General features: G+C 46.4%; 15 protein-coding genes. 14 read left to right on the forward strand and 1 reads right to left on the reverse strand.

What is annotated here, in order from left to right; all coding sequences use genetic code 11:
* Positions 1–936: 936 nt before the first annotated feature.
* The 3 genes from AC4BAP_RS01205 (at position 937) to AC4BAP_RS01215 (ending at position 4,026) form a co-directional block, all read left to right on the forward strand.
* A complete protein-coding gene (locus tag AC4BAP_RS01205) occupies positions 937–3,012 on the forward strand; it encodes a cation:proton antiporter domain-containing protein (protein ID WP_490580786.1) in 2,076 nt (691 codons plus the stop codon).
* Positions 2,990–3,490 carry a DUF4385 domain-containing protein gene (locus AC4BAP_RS01210; protein ID WP_490580787.1) on the forward strand — a complete coding sequence of 167 codons (501 nt, stop codon included), beginning with the start codon at positions 2,990–2,992 and terminating at the stop codon, positions 3,488–3,490. The genes AC4BAP_RS01205 and AC4BAP_RS01210 overlap by 23 nt, the downstream gene beginning before the upstream one ends.
* A 77-nt stretch (positions 3,491–3,567) precedes the next feature.
* Entirely contained in the window at positions 3,568–4,026 is a 459-nt protein-coding gene (locus tag AC4BAP_RS01215) for a hypothetical protein (RefSeq protein ID WP_490580788.1), read from the forward strand.
* Between the two features lie 219 nt (positions 4,027–4,245).
* On the opposite strand, the gene AC4BAP_RS01220 is transcribed toward AC4BAP_RS01215, so the two are convergent.
* Positions 4,246–5,379, reverse strand: a complete 1,134-nt coding sequence (locus AC4BAP_RS01220; protein ID WP_490580789.1) for a hypothetical protein — start codon at positions 5,377–5,379, stop codon at positions 4,246–4,248.
* A gap of 214 nt (positions 5,380–5,593) precedes the next feature.
* Here AC4BAP_RS01220 and AC4BAP_RS01225 point away from each other — a divergent pair, with 214 nt between their 5' ends.
* From AC4BAP_RS01225 to AC4BAP_RS01275, 11 genes are all read left to right on the forward strand, one after another.
* A complete protein-coding gene (locus tag AC4BAP_RS01225; RefSeq protein WP_490580790.1) occupies positions 5,594–7,096 on the forward strand; it encodes a glycine--tRNA ligase in 1,503 nt (500 codons plus the stop codon).
* 305 nt (positions 7,097–7,401) lie between these two features.
* On the forward strand, positions 7,402–9,021 hold the full coding sequence (locus AC4BAP_RS01230) for a mechanosensitive ion channel family protein (protein WP_490580791.1): 1,620 nt from the start codon (positions 7,402–7,404) through the stop codon (positions 9,019–9,021).
* A 208-nt stretch (positions 9,022–9,229) separates the two neighbouring features.
* Positions 9,230–9,421: a CsbD family protein gene (locus tag AC4BAP_RS01235; protein ID WP_490580792.1), complete on the forward strand. Its 192-nt coding sequence runs from the start codon at positions 9,230–9,232 to the stop codon at positions 9,419–9,421.
* 585 nt (positions 9,422–10,006) lie between these two features.
* On the forward strand, positions 10,007–10,138 hold the full coding sequence (locus AC4BAP_RS01240) for a hypothetical protein (RefSeq protein WP_490580793.1): 132 nt from the start codon (positions 10,007–10,009) through the stop codon (positions 10,136–10,138).
* A 230-nt stretch (positions 10,139–10,368) separates the two neighbouring features.
* A complete protein-coding gene (locus tag AC4BAP_RS01245) occupies positions 10,369–12,810 on the forward strand; it encodes an efflux RND transporter permease subunit (RefSeq protein ID WP_490580794.1) in 2,442 nt (813 codons plus the stop codon).
* Positions 12,791–16,144, forward strand: coding sequence for an isoleucine--tRNA ligase (gene ileS, locus AC4BAP_RS01250; protein WP_490580795.1), 3,354 nt, complete (start codon positions 12,791–12,793; stop codon positions 16,142–16,144). The genes AC4BAP_RS01245 and ileS overlap by 20 nt, the downstream gene beginning before the upstream one ends.
* Positions 16,145–16,289: 145 nt before the next feature.
* The gene (locus AC4BAP_RS01255) at positions 16,290–16,910 is read left to right on the forward strand and encodes a lipoprotein signal peptidase (protein WP_490580796.1); all 621 of its coding nucleotides are present in this window, start codon (positions 16,290–16,292) and stop codon (positions 16,908–16,910) included.
* A 172-nt stretch (positions 16,911–17,082) separates the two neighbouring features.
* Complete coding sequence (locus AC4BAP_RS01260) at positions 17,083–17,601, forward strand: transposase (RefSeq protein ID WP_490580797.1); 519 nt, start codon at positions 17,083–17,085, stop codon at positions 17,599–17,601.
* Positions 17,602–17,749: 148 nt separating this feature from the next.
* Positions 17,750–19,579 (forward strand): ABC transporter ATP-binding protein, encoded by a 1,830-nt coding sequence (locus AC4BAP_RS01265; RefSeq protein ID WP_490580798.1) that lies wholly within the window; start codon positions 17,750–17,752, stop codon positions 19,577–19,579.
* 578 nt (positions 19,580–20,157) lie between these two features.
* On the forward strand, positions 20,158–22,428 hold the full coding sequence (gene rnr, locus AC4BAP_RS01270) for a ribonuclease R (protein WP_490580799.1): 2,271 nt from the start codon (positions 20,158–20,160) through the stop codon (positions 22,426–22,428).
* 7 nt (positions 22,429–22,435) lie between these two features.
* Complete coding sequence (locus AC4BAP_RS01275; protein WP_490580800.1) at positions 22,436–23,410, forward strand: polyprenyl synthetase family protein; 975 nt, start codon at positions 22,436–22,438, stop codon at positions 23,408–23,410.
* The last annotated feature ends 11 nt before the right edge of the window (positions 23,411–23,421 follow it).

The following is a 23,421-nucleotide window of genomic DNA, read 5'->3' on the forward strand; positions in this document are numbered from 1 at the left end:
GAGCTTTTGGCTTAAATTGACGGCATTGGGTCGCGACCTGTCCGAAGAATAGCCTCAACAATGAAACTTACATACCAATTCAGCAATGGGCGAGATTTACCTCTGAGGGTAGGAGTATGGAATCGTTCCTTAAAAACTTGACGTATCAGGCAAGTTGTAAAGCTGATTCGTACATCCTTGTCCGGATCTCGTTCTGCTGCGGACATACTTATACGCGTTGCAGAATACGGGAATTTGAAAATCAACTTCTGAGAGCTACCAGGCTAAAAAGTCCGAAAAAACTTTTGCTATGGATTGACGGCATTGCCCCTAACCCTCGCAGGGAGAGAATGTCTTATACATGTAATTCTTCACTTTAGACCTGCCACTCCAAAGTGTGTAAGCTCACACAGAAATAACCCCAAAATGTAACTTCGTATAAGTCCACAAATGTGTGGGAACAACTGTGGAAAAATGTGGGTAACACTGGAACAACTTTACACACCTGAAAACAGATGCCCGTAAGACCATCGAAAAATCACCCAAAAAGTGGATTAGGGTGTATAAGAGTATCCATAAAAATGCATTTTCCACGTAAATGAGAATTGTTTAAAAAGAAATACACAGAAAAGGGGAAAAAGTGGATAACAGGGTTAAAAGTCTGTAACTGAAAAAGTAAAAGACAGGAAGGCTGTGGAACACCTGGTGAAAAAAGAAACATGAGTAAACAAGTTTTCACCAGTACCCAAAAGTGAGAAGAGTTATCAACTTATAAACACACCAAATAACAAAAGAAGATTTATTTAAAAATTCATTTCATAAAAAATTATTAGGTTATGAATGATGTGGAAAGGTGGAAAGAAAATCAAAAAATGAGAAAGCGCTTAAAAGAGGAAACAAAAGTGTGAAACAAAAAATCTATATATTTAAAGCATATACAAACACACCCGAGAAAATATGAAGCTGTTGATGAAGCTTACGTTGCCGTTTGAAGAGCCGGTACTGATATTCACGTTAGTGCTGCTGGTAATACTGGCAATACCAATACTGCTGAAGAAGGTAAGGATACCAGGAATAGTGGGATTGATCGTGGCAGGCGTTATACTTGGCCCGAACGGATTCCATATACTAAACAGGGATGCAAGTATCGTGTTGTTCGGAACAGTAGGCCTGTTGTATATCATGTTCCAGGCAGGTCTGGAAATCGACATGATAGATTTTAAACGATACAAAGTAAGAAGTATCGTGTTTGGTACGCTTACCTTTCTGATACCGATAGCGGTAGGCACGCTCATATTTTTATACATGCACGACTATAGTATAAAGCCGGCTATACTATTGGCAAGCATGTTCGCACCACACACATTGTTAGCGTATCCAATTATAAGCAGGTTAGGGCTGAGCAAGAACGAGGCAGTAACACTGACCATTGGCGGTACCCTGATAACAGATACAGCAGTGCTTTTTGTGCTGGCTATTATCATTAATTCAACGCACGGCGAAGCTGGCATGGGCTTCTGGATCGTGATGGTGATAAAAATGATAGCATTTGTGGCAGTAGTGCTATGGCTGTTCCCGAAGATAGCCAAATACATGTTTAAGCAGCTGGAAAGCGAGAAAGGCGCACAGTACCTGTTTGTATTGTCAGTAGTGTTTGCAGCGGCCTTTTTGTCAGAGCTGGCAGGTATGGAGGCAATAATCGGAGCCTTCCTGGCTGGCCTGGCGCTTAACCCGCTTATACCCCATACTTCACCGTTGATGAACAGGATAGAATTCGTGGGCAACAACATTTTCATACCATTCTTCCTGATCAGCACAGGCATGCTCGTGGATCTGAAGACACTCTTTACCGACACCAATGCCTTGCTGATTGCCGGTACCATTGTGGTATTGTCTCCAATTACGAAATACGCAGCAGCATACATAACGCAAAAAATATTCAAGTTCAGCATACTGCAGCGCAACCTGATATTTGGCCTGAGTAGTGCACATGCCGCAGCCACACTGGCTGTAGTACTGGCTGGTTATGAGATTGGCTTGCTTGGAGAGAGTGCGCTGAACGGAGCGGTGGTACTTATACTTACATCCAGTATGGTAAGCTCGTTCTCGACGGAGAAAGTGGCCAGAACGTTGGCTATACTTGAAAGCAGACGCAAGCCGGACCTGAGCCAGAAACCGGACAAGATACTGGTACCGATAGGAAACCCTAAAACAATTGAGAGCCTGATCGACCTGGCCATCATGCTGAAAAATCCGCAGCACAAAGCGCCTATCTATCCGCTGGCAGTGGTAATAGACAACGAGCATGCCGAAGAGGAAATTTATAAAAAGAATAAAATGCTGCAGGAGGCGATAACACATGCCTCGGCTACGGATAACGATGTACAGCTGGTATCGAAGATCGATGTGAACGTATCCAGTGGTATACTGCGCGCCATCAAAGAACTGATGATAACCGAAGTTATACTTGGATGGAACGCTAAGATAACTGCACGCGACAGAATATTCGGATCTGTACTGGACAACCTGCTGGATAATACCGATGAGATGATACTGGTATGCAAACTGATTCAGCCGCTAAACACTACAGGCAGGCTTGTTGTGATAGTGCCAACGAATGCTGAACTGGAAAGAGGCTTTTTAAGGTGGGTTAGAGCCGTTAAGCTGCTCTCGCATCAACTAGGTGCCCCGTTGGTGTTCAGAGCCCGCAGACGGACGCTGAATAACCTTAAAAAGGCAGTGAAGGCAAGCAAGCCTACTGTGGACGCAACATACCAGTCGTATACCAGCCTGAATGAGATTGCCAACATGAAGTCGGAGTTGGAGAAAGACGACATGGTGGTGGTGATCTCAGCCAGGAAACGAACTGTGTCTTACAACAGTAACATGGACTATGTGCCAAGGGTATTGTCCAGAGACTACAAAGAGAACAGCTTTATCGTAATATACCCTGAACAGTACTCAGTATATCAAACAGTGCCTGTTAAGCCGGCACCGGTAGCATACGAGGATGCAAATGGGAAAGAAATTTAACTACGACCAGGACTTTGATAAGATTGACTTCAGGAAAAACCCTGAACGCTACAGAGTAGGTAAGGGCGAACAGGGCGTACTGCTGGTAGAGCCATACAAGTCGGAGCTATTACCGCACTGGCGCTTCAAAGACCCGGAAATAGCCAGAGAATCTTCAGAGAAGATATATCAGTTGTTTCTGGATTACCTGGATGAAGAGGACTTTATTGGTGCAGACATGGCACGTAAATACCTGCAGATGGGGTATACCAGGGCCAGGCGCTACGCAAACCATAAAAGCGGTAAAAAGTATGACGGACCAGTGCCCGATGATAAGAAAGGGCAAAGCGGGGCACACGGCCGCGAACAGTTACCTCTGGATCCGGATCCTGTAAAAGCTGAGGCTGCGGCTATCTTCAAGGAAAAGTGGGAAAAGGCAAAGGAGAACAAAAAGTATCAGCAGCAAAAGGAAAATTTTATAGAGAAATATAGCACGTAAAGCCAGAACGCAAAACGAAAAGTATAACCAGAAAATAAGTTAATCACGTATCTTTGCTAAAAATAAACCAGTTAGAAATGATCAACAAAGACATCAGGTTAGGCAAGGGGCTTGGTAAGATCAAGTTTGGCCTGACAATGGAAGAAGTAGAGGAGTTGGTAGGTGAACCGGAAGAAATCGAAGAGTCGGATGAAGAAGATGAGTTCGAGCATGAAGCCTGGAACTACTGGGAGGACGGCTACTCGCTATACTTCGATAAAGAAGATGATTACAAATTAAGCTGCATCGAAACAGCCAACCGTGAGGTCCAGCTTTGGGGTGAGCGTATATTCGAGATGAGCAAAGAACAGATCATCCGCCTGTTTGCAGACAATGATGTGACAGACAAGGAGGAGGAAGAGACAGAAACCGGTGAAACCAGGGTTTCCTTCGAAAAAGAAATGATCGATCTATACTTTGACGAAGATCAGCTGATAGCCGTGAACTTTGGGGTGTTCATCAATGATAACCTGGAAGTATTGTGGCCAGAGAAATAAAAGTATAAAACAGAAGTAAACAGACAGCCCCGGTTCTTATACTTAAGAGCCGGGGCTGTCTGTTTTTATAATTAGCCTAACACGATATCGTACCTAGTACGCTGTGGAAAAATAAGCTGGAAACCGCTGTATGGCTGAATAGAAGAATAATTGTAGTATAGCTACCAACAAAAAAAGCCCGACCAGTGCCGGGCTTTTTTTATTTATGAAGAGATTATCTTACTTGAAAAAGAAGTTTATCAACTCTTCCTGGATCACCGGGTTGATGGCCACAGCAAGTATAACTGAGATGATCAAGCCAATGGTTACAGAAAGAATGTCCTTGCCGATCAGGCCAAAGGTTTTGGCAAACTTAACAGAGCTGTCCTGAGCGCGCAGGCGCATACCTAACTCACGTCCGGCAAGTAAACCAATAAACACCCAGGTGGTACTCATCGGGATGTTGTTTACCTCTTTAAAGTAGTAAAGGATAACAGCGTAAACAAGGTCAATGATCGTAGCGCTTCTTACGTCACGCACTTCAGATTTCTCGTTGATAATGTGCTGAATTTTCTCCCCGCGCTTATAGAACATAAAACCAAGTCCCAGGAAAATAAACAAGGCAAAGGCTGCAAATTCAGTGAAACCTAACTGGCGAGGCAGGTATACAGCTACGTTAGCCAAGTCCTGAGCAAGCCAGGTGTGCCACAGGAAACCACTGATAACCCACTGGGCTACAACCCAGGCACCGTGCGCTTCGCCTTTTACAAATTTCTTGATAACCTTTGTTAGCAGGATATAAATAATGAAGGCAGAAACGAAAGCGGCCACATAGCCCATCAAGCTTTTGCTTACCATGCTCACGATAGCATCGGAGCTAACAGTGAACACACTTAGAAGCATGAAGGTTGTAGAAACCGGGATTCTGAAGCGCGTTAAAAGCAACAGCACGATTGGAGCGGCAAGCTGCAGGTAAACAAATTTATCCGGGTTCTGATCAAAGCCTTTAGAGGCGAGTCGCTGATAGGTTACGTCGCCATCGAACACATACCAGCTGTAAAATACAGTGCCCAGGAAAATGGCACCCATAAACAACCACTGCCAGTACCATTTCTTGTCTTCGTTAGACACGATGAACGTTCCAATGGTCTGGATACTGTCGTTGGCAATGGCAGAATAGCCTGCAAATGCAAAACCTACCCACATGGCAATAGAGGCATACGGATAAACGATACCTGCCAGGATAAGCGAGAAGGCAATAAAGTATAAAAACTTTTTCTCCTTCTGGATGTAAATGTCTACCATGTTGTAGCGCTTTCTGAACTTGTAAGGCTGATTAGCTACTACAGGTTTCTTCGACTTCACTTTAGTCATTTTTTAAAAGTTGGATGAGAAACTAAAAAACTGCGCAAGTTATCCTAAAATCCACGGATGCAAGCTAAACCCTGTGTTAAGAAATTGTTAACATACGGAAACAAAGCCTCGTCTAAGCCTGAAATTGTTCGGATGTAAGCAAGAGAAGGCCACCCTGATAAAAACTGTAAACACCAATTGGCATAATAAAACACTAAAAAGCTATCTTTGCAGCATGGCAACACAAGAAAAAGCAACTGTAGAAAACGCACAGTTAAAAGATATTATCTCCCACGCGAAGGAGTATGGCTTCGTATTCTCGTCCAGTGATATCTATGATGGCCTGCAGGCCGTGTATGATTATGGCCAGATGGGTGTGGAGTTGAAGAACAACATCAAAAACCTGTGGTGGAAATGCATGACGCAGCTGAACCAGAATGTGGTAGGTTTGGACGCGGCCATTTTTATGCACCCGCTGGTTTGGAAAGCGTCCGGTCACGTGGACAGCTTCAACGACCCGATGATCGACAACAAAGACTCGAAGAAGCGTTACCGTGCCGATGTTCTGATTGAGGATAAAGCAGCCCAGTATGAGGCAGAGGGCAAAGTGGAGGAAGCCGGGGCACTGCTGGCCGAAATGGGCAAACTGCTGGAAGATGAGAATCTGGACGGTGTTCGCGACCTGATCTTAAGCGAAGGCATCAAGTGCCCGATTTCCGGCACAGCCAACTGGACGGAAGTACGCCAATTCAACCTGATGTTTTCCACGCAGGTAGGCTCTGTGGCCGAGGAATCCCATACGATTTACCTGCGTCCGGAAACAGCCCAGGGTATCTTCGTAAACTTCCTGAACGTGCAGAAGACAGGCCGCATGAAAGTGCCTTTCGGTATTGCCCAGATCGGTAAAGCCTTCCGTAACGAGATCGTGGCACGCCAGTTCATCTTCCGTATGCGTGAGTTTGAGCAAATGGAGATGCAGTTCTTCGTACGTCCTGGCACTGAGATGGAATGGTATGAGCAGTGGAAAGAAACCCGTAAGAAATGGCATCAGGCCATTGGCATTCCGGCAGAAAACCTGCGCTACCACGACCACGAAAAACTGGCGCACTACGCAAACGCAGCCGTAGATATCGAGTTCAAGTTCCCGTTCGGATTTAAAGAAGTAGAAGGTATACACTCACGTACCGACTTTGACCTGAGCCAGCACCAGGAACTGAGCCGCAAGAAAATGCAGTACTTCGACAACGACCTGAACGAAGACGGCAAGCCATACGGAAACTATATCCCTTACGTGATCGAGACATCGGCCGGAGCGGATCGCCTGTTCCTGATGGTACTTTGCAATGCTTACACGGAAGAGGAAATCACAGAAGGGGATAGCACAAAGTCACGTACTTTCCTGAAGTTCCACCCGGCATTGGCTCCGGTTAAAGCAGCCATACTTCCGCTTACCAAAAAAGACGGCCTGCCAGAGAAAGCAACCGAGATATTCGATGCGCTGAAGTATGACTTCAATATGATCTATGAAGAGCGCGACAGCATTGGCAAGCGCTACACGCGTCAGGACCTGATTGGTACGCCGTTCTGTATCGCCGTGGATCACCAGACACTGGAAGACGACACCGTAACCGTGCGCGACCGCGATTCACGCGAGCAGGTACGTATGCCTATCAGCGAACTGAAAGGTTACATCGAGAAGGCAGTGAGCTTCAAAAGCGTGTTTGAGAAGTTAGCATAAAGCCACAAAATAGAACTTAAAAGGCAGCCCAGGGTTATGGTGCTGCCTTTTTTATTTACAGCTTGTATATGTAACAGCAAAAATCCCGGGTTGTTGATAAAACTTCAGCTTATTTGTATGCAACTGTTTAATATACAACGGTTAAGGTTATTCTGTATTGTTGTATTAAAAGGTTTATACACACATATAAACCAGAAAATAGAGAGATAGCAATACAATAAGTATAGCACAAAATAATTTTTTGTAGATTAAAGGATTCATTCACATCTCTACTAATGCGAGTAATCAGAGTTTTACTATGTTTCATGGCGCTGTTCTGGGCAGGTCAGCTAAGCGCACAATCAACGCCAACACCAAAGGTAGTACAGGAGTTGGGTGCACCAGTTGTGCTAGAGCGCGATACATTGTTCTACGTATTTAATCCGGTAGGCTCTTTTAGTAGAGAGGAGCGTGCTGCGGCCGTAAGCAAAAGAATAGCAGAACTTAGCAAGGAACGTTTTTATACACCGGACTCAGTAAGGGTAGAAGATAATGTACTTACAACTGAGGTTAGTTACCTAGATAGAATAATAATAAGCGTGACCGATGCAGACGCTGCAATAGCCGAGAGGCCAAGAGAAGAATTGGCCGAACTGTATGCTGCAAAAATCCGGACAGCTGTGGAAGAATCGGCCAAGCAGAACAGCCTGCAGACGATCTTGCTGGAGATAGGAATGGCTATCCTGGTGTTGGTGCTATTCTACTTTGTTATCAAATATGTAAACAAGTTTTTCAAGTTCGTTTTCCTCAAAATTGAAGAGCAGCAGGGGAAGAGACTTAAAGGATTTAAAATTCAGAATTACGAGATTCTAACCCCGGAAAGAGAAGCCACCGTTATACTTACTGTTGCCAAGTTTATCCGGGTTGTTACGGTATTCATACTTTTCTACATACTTCTGCCTATACTTTTCAGCATCTTCCCCTGGACGCAGGGTTACGCTGAAACCCTGATGTTCTACATCATAAGCCCGCTGCGCAAAATAGCCATGGGGGTTATCAACTACATCCCGAACCTGCTAACCATACTGGTGATTATAGTCGTTACCCATTATGTGGTCAAGTTTATCAAGTTCCTGGCAGGGGAGGTTGAGGAAGGAAAACTGGAGATATCCGGATTCTACAGAGACTGGGCAAGGCCTACTTACAACATCATACGGTTTTTGTTGTATGCATTTATGTTTGTGGTAATATGGCCATACCTGCCAGGCTCAGACTCCGCAATCTTTCAGGGTGTGTCGGTATTCCTGGGTATACTTTTCTCGCTTGGCTCTTCATCTGCCATTGCCAACATGGTGGCAGGGTTTGTGCTAACTTATATGCGTTCGTTTAAGATCGGGGACCGCATTAAGATAGGGGACATAACAGGAGATGTGGTAGAAAAGACACTGCTTGTAACCCGTGTCCGGACCATAAAGAACGAGGACATTACCATCCCGAACGCCATGATCCTGAATAACCACACGACTAATTTTACCACCTGCAGCCAGGCAAACGAAAAAGGGCTGGTACTGCACACCACTGTAACGATTGGTTATGATGTGCCGTGGCCAAAGGTGCATCAGGCGCTGATCGATGCTGCTTTGGCCTGTCCGGATGTAGAGAAAAACCCTTCGCCGTTTGTGCTGCAAACCAGCCTGGACGATTTTTATGTAAGTTATCAACTTAATGCTTATACTTTCACGGCTGGTAAAATGGCGTTGATCTACTCCAATATCCACCAGAATATTCAGGATAAGTTTAACGAGGCTGGCATTGAGATTCTATCACCACATTACAGGGCGCAACGCGACGGCAACATGGTAACTATACCTGCACATTACCTGCCACAGGATTACCAGGCTCCTGCCTTTAGGGTAGAGCAGGCAAAACCAGCCATGACTACTTAAAATTAGACTTAAAGCAACCCCTAATAGCGTTCATACATTGGGGTTGCTGTAAAGCCGTTTGTATTTTGTATTTAGATGCTAATGGAGAAAATGCCCTTCAACTAATCGGGAGTAGCGGCTTTACATACCTATAGTATATCTTCTTCCTGTACCCTGAACTCTTGCTCTTATAGTACGTTATCAGATTATTAATCAATGTTATAAAACTATGAGAGAAGCCGAATATAGAGCCCGAGGCAACTGGAATGAAGTAAAGGGCAAGATAAAGAAGGAGTACGGTGATCTAACCGATGATGATCTGATGTATGAGGAGGGCAAACAGGACGAATGGCTGGGCCGGATGCAGCAAAAGATCGGTAAAACAAAGCATGAAATAAAAGAATGGATTGATCGTATGTAGGATCGGAAATTCTGGCAAAGCCCCGTTCACACGAAAGTGATCGGGGCTTTTTTTAATTTATACTTTCAAATCACCTATCTATCCATGCCATTTCCAAGTAATCAGGTTATGTTAGGATCTTTTTGTTTTTGGCGTTTTATGTCATTAAGTGTATAACTTATGTAAAATATACTTTAGGCTATACTTGTATACTGCACATTTCAGGCTGTGTACAAATTGCGACTAAATTGGCTTATAGGAAACACTGCTGCACTTTAACCAATATTTATACACATACATTTCGTTACATGAGTAAAAGTATAACACAAGTTATCTGAAATCAGGGTTTGAAAATACACTGTAAGCCGATCTCAAGATTGAAAGGGGTAGTTATGTTGAAAGTGAAGTATAAAAAGTGGGTCTGGTGATACTGGCGGCTTTGTTTTTATACTTTGTCCACATACGGTTACGGCATTGTTTAGCTGATTAACTAAAACAAAAAGGGGCTTTGCCAAGTGGTTAAACTGAAGCGAACAGGATAAACGTATACTTTATTAAACCAACCAGTATATAAGTATGGGATCGTCTAAATCTGACAGTAAAAGCATGAAAAACAACAACCCATGCTGGAAGGGCTATGAACCGGTAGGCACAAAGAAAAAAGACGGAAAAGAAGTGCCAAACTGCGTTCCTGAAAACAAAACGGCCAGTTCGGCAGCGTCCGGTAAAAAGAGTTAAACTTGAGAATGGATATAAAAGAGCAGCTTCAATGACGGGGCTGCTCTTTTTATTTTCCTTAGGCTGGAAATCTTCTCTGTTTTAACACCTTTATACTTTGAAAACCATATGAGTGTATAAAATTGCCTACCTTTGCCGAATTGTAGCTGATCATGTGGAATAAGATTGCCATTTTTATAATTAAAAACAGGTTGAGGCTTCTCATTGTCTTGGCCATGCTTACTGCTTTTATGGCTTACAAAGCCAAAGACGCAGAAATGTCTTACGATTTTGCCAATGTCGTGTCGCCGGAAGATGTGGACATGCAGTACTTCCAGCGGTTTAAGCAAACCTTCGGCGAAGACGGCAACATACTGGTTGTTGGTATGCAGGACAGCAAAGTATACCGACTGGACAATTTCAGGGAACTTAAGGTTTTATCGGAGCAGTTGCGGCGGGTGGAAGGCGTAAAAGCCGTGATATCGCTGCCGAAGCTGTTGCAGGTTGTTAAAGACACTGCCGCACGTAAATTCGACACCGCACAGATTTTCGGATCTTTCCCAGAAACGCAACCAGAGCTCGACAGCCTGATGCAAGTTGTAAAGAACCAGGGCTTTTACGACGGCCAGATCATCAACGAAAAAACAGGAGCCACCCTTTTAGCGGTAACCGTTGATCCTGCTTACCTTAACTCGGCGCGACGGGTGGAGGTGATGGACAACGTGATGGAGCACACCGAGGCCTTTACAAAAAAGACAGGTATCAAGCTGCATTATGCCGGCCTGCCGTTTGTGCGCGCCATCATGACAACGAAAGTTGCGGCTGAGATGAAAATGTTCCTGCTGCTGGCCTTGTTGGTTACCGGCGTAACACTATTCCTGTTCTTCCGCTCTTTCTATGCTGTAATTTTTCCGCTGCTCATGATCAGCCTGGTGGTGGTGTGGGTTATGGGCACCCTGGCACTGCTGGACTATAAAATATCTCTGCTTACCGGGCTTATACCTGCCATATTGGTGGTGATAGGTATACCTAACTCCACGTACCTGCTCACACGCTACCATTACGATTACCGCAAGCACGGCAACAAGATACTGGCCCTTTCAAGGGTGATCAGCAAGATAGGCGTGGTAAATCTGGTAACAAACACGACAACGGCCATTGGTTTTATCGTATTCACGTTTACGCATGTAGCCATACTTTACGAATTTGGCGTGGTGGCCGGTATCAACATCTTCGTAACTTTTGTGATGAGTATGGTGCTGATCCCGGTGGTGTTCTCATACTTGCCGCCTCCAAGCCCAAGACAACTGCGCCACCTGGATGCAAGGCCACTGAACAAACTGCTGGAGTACTTTGATTCTATTGTGCACCGTAAGCGCCCTCTGGTGTATTTCTTTACCTCCCTTGCCCTGGTGCTATCGCTGTATGGCATCTATAAAGTGAAAACGGTGTCGTACATGGTAGACGACCTGCCCGAGGAAAGTAGCGTAAATTCTGACCTTGCCTTTTTCGAGAATCACTTTAATGGGGTAATGCCGCTCGAGATCATCATTGACACCGGGGTAAAGCAAGGTGTAATGCGTTTGCCAAACCTGGGCAAGATCAACAAACTGGAAAATTTCCTGCGAACGCAACCTATACTTTCCGCACCGATCTCGGTTGTTGGCTTGGTAAAAACGGCCACACAGGCATTCTACGGCGGTGACCCTGGTTCTTACCGTCTGCCGGATAACACGGAGCGCAACTTCATCTTCAGTTACCTGGCAAAGCAAGGCGAGGGGGCCAACCAACGGATGCTGCGTTCTTTCGTAGACAGCACCGGACAGCAGGCGCGAATTTCCCTGAAAGTGGCCGATGCCGGCTCAAGAGAGCTGGATACCCTTATCATCAATAAGATCAAGCCGGAGTTGCGCGAGATCTATGGTGGTGAGGGCGTGTCGGTGGCAGAGGAAGGCAACACCATGACCTTTACCCGGGATGACTCAGGTGCACAGACTACAGTTAGTCTTACTGGTACCACGTTGCTTTTCATTAAGGGCAACGAGTACCTTATCAACAACCTGCGCAGTAGCCTTATACTAGCCTTTGTGTTGGTAACTTTAGTTATAGCCTTGTTGTTTAAGTCTGCGAGGGTGGTGGTAATATCACTGATTCCGAACATGATACCATTGCTGATCGCAGGTGGTTTGATGGGCTTTTTCAACATCCCACTAAAGCCAAGCACAGCCCTTATTTTCAGCATTGCCCTTGGTATCGCCATCGATGACTCCATACACTTTCTGGCAAAGTATAGAAGTGAGTTGCTTACAAATGGGTTTAACGTGAGCAAGGCCATCACCACCAGTCTAACAGAAGCCGGTACAAGTATGGTTTATACTTCGGTGATCCTGTTCTTTGGTTTTGTGATCTTCGCTTTCTCTGAATTTGGAGGCACAAAAGCCCTGGGCGTGCTGATGTCGGTGAGTTTACTGATTGCATTATTCACAAACCTGATTATATTGCCAACTTTGCTGATGAGTTTCGACAGCGGCAAGTATAAATACGACCCTTACGCCCTGATTGAGCACTACGACGAGTTCTACCTGGAGCACGAGGACGAAGAGCTTGACCTGAATCAGTTGAAGTTAAAGTTTGAAGAAGTTATTCTGGAAGAAGATAAAAAACCTGTAAACGGTGAAGTACAACGAGTATAAAAATCTGAATTACGCCAAAGTAGGCGAGGATGTACTGGAGTTCTGGAAAAGGAACAACATCTTTGAGAGATCGGTGGCCACCCGCGAGGGCAACACACCGTTCGTGTTTTATGAAGGTCCGCCGTCTGCGAACGGTACCCCGGGTATTCACCACGTGATGGCTCGTGCCGTGAAAGATATTTTCTGCCGTTACAAAACCTTGAAAGGGTTCCACGTGAACCGTAAAGGCGGCTGGGACACACATGGCCTTCCGGTAGAACTTCAGGTTGAAAAAGAGCTTGGCATTACGAAAGAAGATATTGGCAAACGCATAACGGTTGAGGAGTATAACCAGCGTTGCCGCGAAACGGTAATGCGCTTCAAAGACCAGTGGGACACCCTTACCGAGCAAATGGGCTACTGGGTTGACCTGGACAACCCATACATCACCTTCGATAGGAAGTACATCGAGTCGTGCTGGGCGCTGCTGAAGAAGCTGTATGATAAAGGTTACCTATACAAAGGTTATACTATCCAGCCATACTCTCCGGCTGCAGGCACCGGCCTTAGCTCGCACGAGCTTAACCAGCCTGGCTGCTACAAAATGGTAAAAGACACTACCATTGTGGCGCAGTTTGCCGTGAAGCGCATCACGCGCAACATGTTCCTGTTCGAGCGTGAGGATGAGCAGGTATACTTCCTGGCCTGGACGACTACCCCATGGACTTTACCGGGTAACACTGCATTGGCAGTGGGCAAGAATATCAAGTATGTAAAAGTACAGACCTACAACCAGTATACTTACGAGCCTATTTCGGTTATACTTGCCAAAGACCTGGTAAGCCGCTACTTCAACCCGAAGGCAGCTGATATTGAGTTGGCAGAGTATAACTCTGGCGATAAACTGATTCCTTATAAAATTGTAGAGGAGTTTGAAGGCCGCGACATAGATGGAGTGGAGTATCACCAGCTGATGCCATACGTGCAGCCTGATAAGCCTGCTTTCCGGGTGATCATCGGCGATTATGTGACCACGGAAGACGGTACCGGTATTGTGCATATCTCGCCAACGTTTGGTGCAGACGACTTTAGAGTAGCCGCTCAGAACGACATACCTGCGCTACTGATCACGGACGAAAATGGCAAGCAGGTTCCGATCGTGGACCGCCAGGGACGTTTTGTGCCTGAGATCACCGACTTTGCCGGCATGTATGTGAAGAACTATGCCAAAGAAGATGAGTCGTCTCCGGAGTACAGGCCAACGGATGTAAAGATCGCCATCAAACTGAAAGAAGAAGGCAAAGCCTTTAAAGTAGAGAAATACGAGCACACCTATCCGCATTGCTGGAGAACTGATATGCCAGTTTTATACTATCCGTTGGATAGCTGGTTTATCAAAACTACAGCTGTTAAGGACAGGCTGATTGAACTGAACAAGACCATCAACTGGAAACCGGAATCTACGGGTATAGGCCGTTTTGGTAACTGGCTGGAGAACCTGGTAGACTGGAACCTGTCGCGTTCACGTTACTGGGGCACGCCACTGCCAATCTGGAGAACCGAGGACGGGGAAGAGGAGATCTGCATTGGCTCTATTGTTGACCTTACTTCTGAGATCGACAAGGCGGTGAAAGCCGGTGTGATGAACGAGTTTGTGGAAGTGCCGGACCTGCACCGCCCTTACGTAGATAACATCGTGCTGGTAAGCAAGTCGGGTAAGCCAATGTACAGAGAGACAGACCTTATCGACGTATGGTTCGACTCTGGTGCCATGCCTTATGCACAGTGGCACTACCCGTTCGAGAACAAAGAGATCTTTGAGAAGAACTTCCCGGCCGATTTTATTGCCGAGGGTGTAGACCAGACACGCGGCTGGTTCTTTACACTACACGCCCTGGCTGTAATGCTGGAGGATAGCGTAGCCTTCAAAAACGTGATCGCCAATGGTCTGGTGCTGGACAAAGACGGTAACAAGATGAGCAAGCGCTTAGGCAACGCCATCGATCCGTTTGAGATGATCGGTACCTATGGCCCGGATGCCGTGCGCTGGTACATGATCGCGAATGCACCGCCATGGGATAACCTGAAGTTTAACCCCGAGGGTGTAGTGGAAACACAGCGCCGTTTCTTTGGTACCTTGCAGAACACGTACTCGTTCTTCGCGCTGTATGCCAACCTGGATAACTTTACATACAAAGAGGCTGATGTGCCAATGGCGCAGCGTACCGAGTCTGATCGTTGGATCATCTCAAAGCTGAACACGCTGATCGGAAACGTAGATGCCTACTACGAGGATTACGACCCAACGCGCGCAGCCCGTGCGATACAGGATTTTGTGGTTGATGATCTGAGCAACTGGTATGTGCGCCTGAACCGCAAGCGTTTCTGGAAAGGCGAGTACAACATGGATAAGATCGCTGCTTACCAGACGCTTTATACTTGCTTGGAAACTATCGCCAAAATTGCGGCCCCGATTGCGCCATTCTACATGGAGCAGCTATACCGCGACCTGAATGCTGTAAGCAACAAGCACAAGGAAGAGTCGGTACACCTGGCTTACTACCCTGAAGTAGAGAAAACCGACATCGACAAGGATCTGGAAGAGCGCATGGAGTTGGCTCAGACAGTATCTTCTTTGGTGCACTCGCTGCGTAAAAAGCAGATGATCAAGGTTCGTCAGCCGCTGCAGCGCATCCTGATTCCGGTGCTAAACGAAAAAATGAAGCACCAGATCGAAGCTGTTGCCGACCTGATCATGAGCGAGGTAAACGTGAAGGCCATTGAGTACATCGACGATACATCGGGCATTTTGGTGAAGAAGATCAAGCCTAACTTTAAAAAGCTGGGCCAGGTGTTCGGACCTAAGATGAAACTGGTAGCGGCCGCCGTACAGCAAATGAACCAGAACGATATTGCGCACCTGGAGCGTGAGGGTGGTTACGAGATCATGCTGGCCGATGACGAGACAGCTGTATTGACGCCAGACGATGTAGAGATCACTTCAGAGGATATACCAGGTTGGTTGGTTGCCAGCGAAGGCAAACTGACCGTTGCCCTGGATATCACCATCACAGAAGAATTAAAGCAGGAAGGTATAGCCCGTGACCTTGTTAACCGCATCCAGAACCTGCGTAAAGACAGCAACCTGGAGGTACAGGATAAGATCCACATCTACATGCAGCGTGCCGATGAAGAGGTAAACCTGGCTGTGGTAAACTATAGCGCCTACATCTGTGCCGAAACGCAGGCCCTTACGCTGGACATAGTAGAGCAGCTGGAAAATGCTACCCTCCTGGACATCGACGACTATAAAGTGTTGATCAACATACAAACTGACGGAAAATCAGTAAGTTAAATATTAAAAGCACCGGAAACTAAAAAGGCTTTCCGGTGCTTTTATACTTGCAACAAGTATATTACAGCAGCTCATTAGCTTAAAATAAATCGTGATGCCTGAAATGCAATACATGCTTCATGAAGAAGCTGCCAAAGAAACGTATATGAAATATTGGAAATACTACATGGCGGCACTGGCCGTGATTATTGTGGATCAGGTGGTAAAGCTGATCGTGCATTATAACATGGAGATGGGCTTGCCGGGTGAGATTCATTTGATAGGAGATTGGCTGAAGCTACATTATACCCTTAACCCGGGCATGGCCTTTGGCGTGGAGCTTGGCTCTGATTATGGCAAGCTTATACTTACGCTGTTCCGTTTGGTGGCCATGTTTGGTATTGGTTACTATTTATACTACCTGGTTAAGCACAAAGCGCCAAAAGGTTTGATCTGGTGTATAGCGCTTATACTTGGCGGTGCCATCGGCAACCTGATCGATAGCACATTCTATGGCGTATGGTTTGATAATGCCCCATATGGCGCTGCAACGCCATGGTTTCATGGGCAGGTAATCGATATGTTCTACATCGATATATGGGAGGGCATCGTGCCGCACTGGGTTCCGCTTTTCGGTGGTAAACCTATGTCGCTGTGGCCGATTTTCAACGTAGCCGATTCTGCCATATTCATTGGTGTGCTGCTGATCCTGTTCAACCAGAAGCGTTTCTTCGGAGAACACCACGAGCCAGAGCACAAAACTGTAGAGCAACAGCAGGGAATGTAATAAGAGCTGTAAAGTATAAAAGAGGGGCTGTTCCATGTGGAGCAGCCTTTTTTTGTTTCTGTAACTTTCTATTAAACTCTAATACTCATATCATAACTAACAGAAACAAACAATCAAGAACTTCCGCCGTTGTTGGTGTTATCACCAACAACTAATAATCACTTTGCCCCATATGCACGAGCAGCAACACATAGCTTTCTTCACTGCTACAATACTAGAGTGGAAGTACCTGCTGAAGCCAGACAAGTATAAAGACATTATCCTTAACAGCCTGAGCTTCTTGGTGGAGAGCAAGCGCGTGAAAGTATATGGCTTCGTGATCATGCCGAACCACATTCACCTGCTCTGGAAAATGGAGGAGCCGCACAAGCGTGAGGATGTGCAACGGGATTTTTTGAAGTATACTGCGCAACAGATAAAGTTAGATCTGAAGCAACACCACCCTGCGGTACTGGAGAAGTTTCTTGTGGGAGCCAAAGACAGGCAGTACCAACTCTGGGAGCGGAACCCGCTTTCTGTCTACTGCTACTCGATCGCTATTACGGAGCAGAAACTGGACTACATCCATAGCAATCCTGTTCAGGAAAAGTGGCGGTTAGCAGAGTTGCCAGAGGAGTACTTTTACTCCTCCGCTCGGTTTTATCATGAGAATGTTGATGAGTTTGGGTTTCTGGCGCACTACAGGGGCTGAAGCGGGACTTTCGATATAAGTTGTTGGTGATAACACCAACAACGGCGGAAATCACCTTACTCTTTATGTAGCTAAACTATCAGAAACAAACAATCAAGAATTAGCTAAAAACTCTTATTTTTACCAAAAGCATTAACCCATTTTACCCTTGGAAACACCAACTCCCATACTAAAAGTAACCGACCTGGAAACCGTTTTCTCCACACACCGCGGCACAACGAAGGCTGTGGACAAAGTGTCTTTTGAAGTATACCCTGGTGAGACAGTGGCCATAGTAGGAGAGTCCGGCTCTGGTAAATCGGTTACATCGCTGTCGGTGATGCGGCTGATAAATACACCACCAGGCAGGATAGCAGGAGGGGAGGCCATTTTCCAGTCGGAGAAGTTTGGGGAAGTGGACCTGTTTCAATTGCCTGAAAAACAGATGCAACAGATACGCGGCAATGAGATAAGTATGATCTTCCAGGAGCCGATGTCATCACTTAACCCGGTTTATACTTGTGGAAAACAGGTAGCCGAAGTTTTGTTGCTGCACACCAATCTTTCGGAAAAAGAGGCCAAGGAACGCACCATTCAGCTTTTTGAGAAAGCCAGGCTGCCACGTCCGGAGAAAATTTTCGATGCTTATCCACATGAAATTTCGGGTGGGCAGAAACAGCGTGTGATGATTGCCATGGCTATGGCCTGCGAACCAAGTATACTTATCGCCGATGAGCCGACCACTGCTTTGGATGTAACGGTACAGGCACGCATGCTGGAGTTGATAGATGAACTTCGTGTAAAGGAAAACACCGCTGTGCTGTTCATCACCCACGACCTTGGTGTTGTAGCCGAGATAGCCGACCGCATACTTGTGATGTATAAAGGCAAGCTGGTGGAGCAGGGCAAGGTAATGGATATCTTCACCAATCCGCAGCACCCTTATACCAAAGGTCTACTTGCCTGCCGGCCAAAGCTGTCGGCTAAGCCGCAATCCATACTTCCAACAGTAGCAGATTTTATGGTGGAGGATGAATTCGGCAACATCATCGAAAGGAAGAAGGAAGTACATGCACCGTCGTTGGTGGATGTGGTAAATGAATACGTAGGCACGGTTACAGATATTAAGCATCAGCAAGAGAACAAGCAGAAGCCGCCGCTGTTGCAGGTGGAGAACCTGAAAGTATACTTTCCGATAAAAAAAGGCTTTTTTGGCCGCACCACCGATTATGTAAAGGCTGTGGATGGTGTTAGTTTCGAGGTAATGTCCGGCGAAACCATTGGCTTGGTAGGGGAGTCAGGTTGTGGAAAAACTACTTTGGGGCGTACCTTGCTCAGGCTGGTAGAACCCACAGAAGGCCGCATCATTTTCGATGGTCGTGATATAGCGCAGCTTGGCTCGGAAGAGCTTCGCAAAAGCCGCCGTGACTTCCAGATGATCTTTCAGGACCCATACGCTTCGCTTAACCCGATGCACACCGTGGGTGAGGCCATTATGGAGCCAATGATTGTGCATAAACTCTACAAAAACGACAAAGAATGCAAAGTTAAAACCATGGAACTGCTTGAAAAAGTGGGACTTATGCCAGAGCACTTCCAGCGTTATCCACATGAGTTTTCGGGTGGCCAGCGTCAACGAATCTGCATTGCCCGCGCTTTAGCCTTGCAACCAAAATGCATCATCTGCGATGAATCTGTTTCAGCCCTGGATGTGTCGGTGCAGGCACAGGTACTTAACTTGCTCAATAAACTCAAGCACGAATTCCAGATCACCTACATCTTTATCACCCACGATTTGTCGGTAGCAAAGTATATGTCGGATCGTATACTTGTGATGAGCAAAGGCCAGATAGTGGAGAGCGGCACTCCGGAGCAACTATACCAGAATCCGCAGCAAGAGTATACCCGCACGCTTATCAACGCCATACCAAAAGGTGAGCCGGAGGATATTATTAAAGCGCAGGAGAAACGCGAAGCAATGCGGGCTGAGGTTATGTAATTTTTGACTGAGGTAATTTCTGCGACTTCCCCACGAACGCATAATCAGCAATCGGATGTGATCCATTGCCTGTAAATAGACATTGCTTTAGATGAAGTTATCAAGCATACTTCAGGCTCTCCAAAGGAGTTAGTAAACGATTGATACAATCTAACCTCTATCAAAAGTAGAAGCATTTCATTCTTATAAAAACGTGTAAATAGGTCTGTCATTCTGTTAAGTTGCAAATCCCGAACTCGATTCGGGGAGACTTGGTAGAAGAGAGGTTAAGGCTATACTTCCAGTAACCAAGATCCTTTTAGGATGACAAATGTGATAGAATGAAATAATCCTGCTCTTAAGAGGGGAATACCCGCTACTGCAGCTTTATGCTTTATGCCCTATTGCAAAAGCCTAAAAGTATAAATCCTTATCAATCCCCCATATATAGAAATTTCTATATAAATTGAGGTCAAATAAGTATAAGCTTTAGCCAAAGCGCCTTTAATGGCGTATAGTAGTTCTAAACTATTTAAGCTAAAGATTGTAAATGAAAGCGACAGCCTGAACAGGCTGCTTGCCAGATTTGACGAAGTTACATGAAAGGTAAAAACACCAAAAGAGGCGGCAAAGACAAAAGCAGCCGCAGTGAAAGAGAAAACTCCCATAGAGGAGAGTCATCAAAAAGAGGTTCATCCAACAGAGGCGAGTCATCGCGTCGCGAATCATCCAGAAGAGAGAAAAATAAGGAAAGAGAGCGCCGCTCAGCCAAAACCATTGTGCTGGAATCGTTCTCCAACAACCCTGATATTGCCTTTACCATGCGCCAGATCTACCGCAGATTGGGTGTGGTAGATAAAAAAGGCCGCGAAACAGTTTCTGATATTCTTAAAACGCTTGTACGGGAAAACAAGCTGTTGCTGGTAGACGGCGATAAGTATCAAATGAACCTGCGCGTTAACATTATTACAGGCCGTGTTGACCTGGCCAATAACAAGTATGCCTACATCGTGTCGGAGGAGACGGACGAGGATGTGCGCGTTTTCAGGGAACACCTGAAGTATGCCATGGATGGCGACCTGGTGAAGGTAGAAGTATTGCCAACCTTCCAGGGAGGACGTGCCGAGGGTATTGTAGTGGAGGTACTGGAACGCTCACGCACCGAGTTGGTGGGCATCATGCAGCTTTCCAAGAACTTCGGCTTTGTGGTGCCAGACTTCAAAAAACTATACTTCGACGTGTTTGTTGGGGAGCGTGGCTTGAATAATGCCGAGAATGGCGACAAGGTGCTGGTGAAAATTGTGGAGTGGCCAAAAGACCCAGGCAAGAACCCGACAGGTGAGGTAATTCGGGTGTTTGGTCCGGCTGGGGAGAACGAAGCCGAGATCCATTCGATCATGGCAGAGTATGGTCTTCCATTTGAATTCCCGGAATCGGTAGAGGAAGAGGCAGAAAAGATATCGGATAAGATCACAGCCGCAGAGATTTCCAAGCGCCGCGACTTCCGCGACATTACCACCTTCACCATTGACCCAGTAGATGCCAAGGATTTCGACGATGCCCTTTCTTTAAGAAAACTGGAGAACGGTAACTGGGAGATAGGTGTGCACATTGCTGATGTAACGCATTATGTGCACCCACGCAGCTTGCTGGAGAAAGAAGCTTTCCACAGGGCAACCTCAGTATACCTTGTGGATAGAACGGTGCCAATGTTGCCTGAGCGTCTCTCAAACGGACTTTGCTCGTTAAGGCCACAGGAAGAAAAGCTTACATTCTCGGCGGTGTTTGAGCTGGATGAGAACGGTAAATTATATGATCAGTGGTTTGGCCGCACGGTTATCTTCTCTGACAGAAGATTTACTTACGAAGAGGCCCAGGAACGCATCGAAACCGGTGAGGGCGACTTTGCAGAGGAGATCAATCTTCTGAACAGTATCGCCAAGAAACTTCAGGCCAAGCGCTTCCAGAACGGTGCCATCAGCTTCGAAACTATAGAGGTTAAGTTTAAACTCGATGAGAACGGAAAACCGCTTTCGGTTTATGTTAAAGAGCGCAAAGATGCCCATAAACTGATTGAGGAGTTCATGTTGCTGGCCAATAAAAAGGTAGCTGAGTATGTGTATAACCTGGGCAAAGGCAAGCGCCGTCCAACTATGGTATACCGTACACACGGTGCCCCAGACCCTGAAAAGCTGAACACCTTCTCGTTGTTTGCCCGCAAGTTCGGCTATAAAGTAGACCCTGAAGGCGACATCTCGAAAGAACTGAATAACCTGACCGAGGACATTGAAGGCAAGCCAGAGCAGAGCGTGTTGCAGAACCTGGCTATCCGTACGATGGCCAAGGCAAAGTATAGCACCGAGCCAGAGGGCCACTTTGGTCTTGCGTTTGCGCATTACTCGCACTTTACATCGCCAATCCGAAGATACCCGGATATGATGGCGCACCGCCTGCTGCAGCACTACCTCGATGGTGGCCAGTCGGTGGAGAAGGATGAGTATGAGCAGCGTTGCCAGCATTCTTCTGAAATGGAGAAGCGTGCCGCAGATGCCGAGCGTGCCTCTATCAAGTATAAGCAGGTAGAGTTTATGAAAGACACCATCGGCAACGAGTACAAAGGAATAGTGTCTGGTGTTACAGAATGGGGTATATTTGTGGAGATCGAAGAGAACAAGTGCGAGGGTATGGTGCGATTGTCTGATATTACCGATGACTACTATGAGTTGGATGCAAACAACTACCGCATCATTGGCCGCCAAAGCAAGCGCATCATCTCGTTTGGCGATGAGGTGCTGGTAGAGGTAAAAAGCGCTAACTTGAATGACCGCACCATCGATCTGGGACTGATCAAAACATTAAAAACACACTAATTACCCTGTGGATATCAACATCCTTTCAGAGCGAATACATCATACTTTATCTATGTTGCGCTACGGCGAAAACCCGTCGGAGCTGTATGAGCCTATCCGGTACATTATGGCTTTGGGCGGTAAGCGCATCCGTCCGTTGCTGGTACTATTAGCAGCCAAAATGTACGATAATGATATCGAGAAGGCACTTTTGCCAGCAGCGGCAGTAGAGGTTTTCCACAACTTTACGCTGATGCACGACGACATCATGGACAAGGCCCCACTGCGCCGTGGCCAGCAAACCGTGCATGAGAAGTGGAATGCCAACACGGCCATACTTAGCGGCGATGTGATGCTGGTGCGTGCCTACGAACTGTTGCTAAACGTGGAGCAGGATAAGTTGGGCAGGGTACTGAAATTGTTCAGCAGTACAGCTGCCGAAGTATGCGAAGGGCAGCAACTGGACATGAATTTTGAAACTCGTACCCAGGTCAGCATACAGGAGTATATCCACATGATCACGCTGAAAACGGCCGTGCTACTAGGCTTTAGCTTAGAGCTAGGTGCTATACTTCAGGGAGCGCCCGATGCCGATGCCGAGCACCTGAGGTTATTTGGTAATAATGTGGGTATAGCCTTCCAGTTACGCGACGATCTGTTGGATGTGTACGGCGACATGGATAAGTTTGGCAAGCAAGTAGGAGGGGATATCCTTTCAGACAAAAAGACTTTCCTGATGCTGACGGCGCTAGAGCAGGCCAACGAGCAGCAGCGCCAGACCATTATCAACTGGCGCGATAAAACCGACGAGAGCATTGCATCTGAGAAAGTGCAGGCTGTAACCGAAGTATATGACCAACTGAACATCCGTCACCAGACAGAGCAGCACATTGATCTATACTTCCAGAAGGCGCTGCAACACTTAGATGCCATTGCTTTACCAGAAGAACAAAAAGCTACCCTGCGTGGCCTTGCCCTGCAACTGATGGAACGGGATAGTTAAATTGTTTAATT

This window comes from Pontibacter sp. GD7, from assembly GCF_058216375.1.

What these genes read in the sequence shown, in the direction of transcription:
- AC4BAP_RS01230 (WP_490580791.1), top strand. Translation starts at nt 7,402, where the DNA reads ATGGCGCTGTTCTGGGCAGGTCAGCTAAGCGCACAATCAACGCCAACA.
- AC4BAP_RS01225 (WP_490580790.1), top strand. Translation starts at nt 5,594, where the DNA reads ATGGCAACACAAGAAAAAGCAACTGTAGAAAACGCACAGTTAAAAGAT.
- AC4BAP_RS01245 (WP_490580794.1), top strand. Translation starts at nt 10,369, where the DNA reads ATGGCTTACAAAGCCAAAGACGCAGAAATGTCTTACGATTTTGCCAAT.
- rnr (WP_490580799.1), top strand. Translation starts at nt 20,158, where the DNA reads ATGAAAGGTAAAAACACCAAAAGAGGCGGCAAAGACAAAAGCAGCCGC.
- AC4BAP_RS01235 (WP_490580792.1), top strand. Translation starts at nt 9,230, where the DNA reads ATGAGAGAAGCCGAATATAGAGCCCGAGGCAACTGGAATGAAGTAAAG.
- AC4BAP_RS01255 (WP_490580796.1), top strand. Translation starts at nt 16,290, where the DNA reads ATGAAATATTGGAAATACTACATGGCGGCACTGGCCGTGATTATTGTG.
- AC4BAP_RS01260 (WP_490580797.1), top strand. Translation starts at nt 17,083, where the DNA reads ATGCACGAGCAGCAACACATAGCTTTCTTCACTGCTACAATACTAGAG.
- AC4BAP_RS01210 (WP_490580787.1), top strand. Translation starts at nt 2,990, where the DNA reads ATGCAAATGGGAAAGAAATTTAACTACGACCAGGACTTTGATAAGATT.
- AC4BAP_RS01240 (WP_490580793.1), top strand. Translation starts at nt 10,007, where the DNA reads ATGAAAAACAACAACCCATGCTGGAAGGGCTATGAACCGGTAGGCACA.
- AC4BAP_RS01220 (WP_490580789.1), bottom strand. Translation starts at nt 5,379, where the DNA reads ATGACTAAAGTGAAGTCGAAGAAACCTGTAGTAGCTAATCAGCCTTAC.
- AC4BAP_RS01215 (WP_490580788.1), top strand. Translation starts at nt 3,568, where the DNA reads ATGATCAACAAAGACATCAGGTTAGGCAAGGGGCTTGGTAAGATCAAG.
- AC4BAP_RS01205 (WP_490580786.1), top strand. Translation starts at nt 937, where the DNA reads ATGAAGCTGTTGATGAAGCTTACGTTGCCGTTTGAAGAGCCGGTACTG.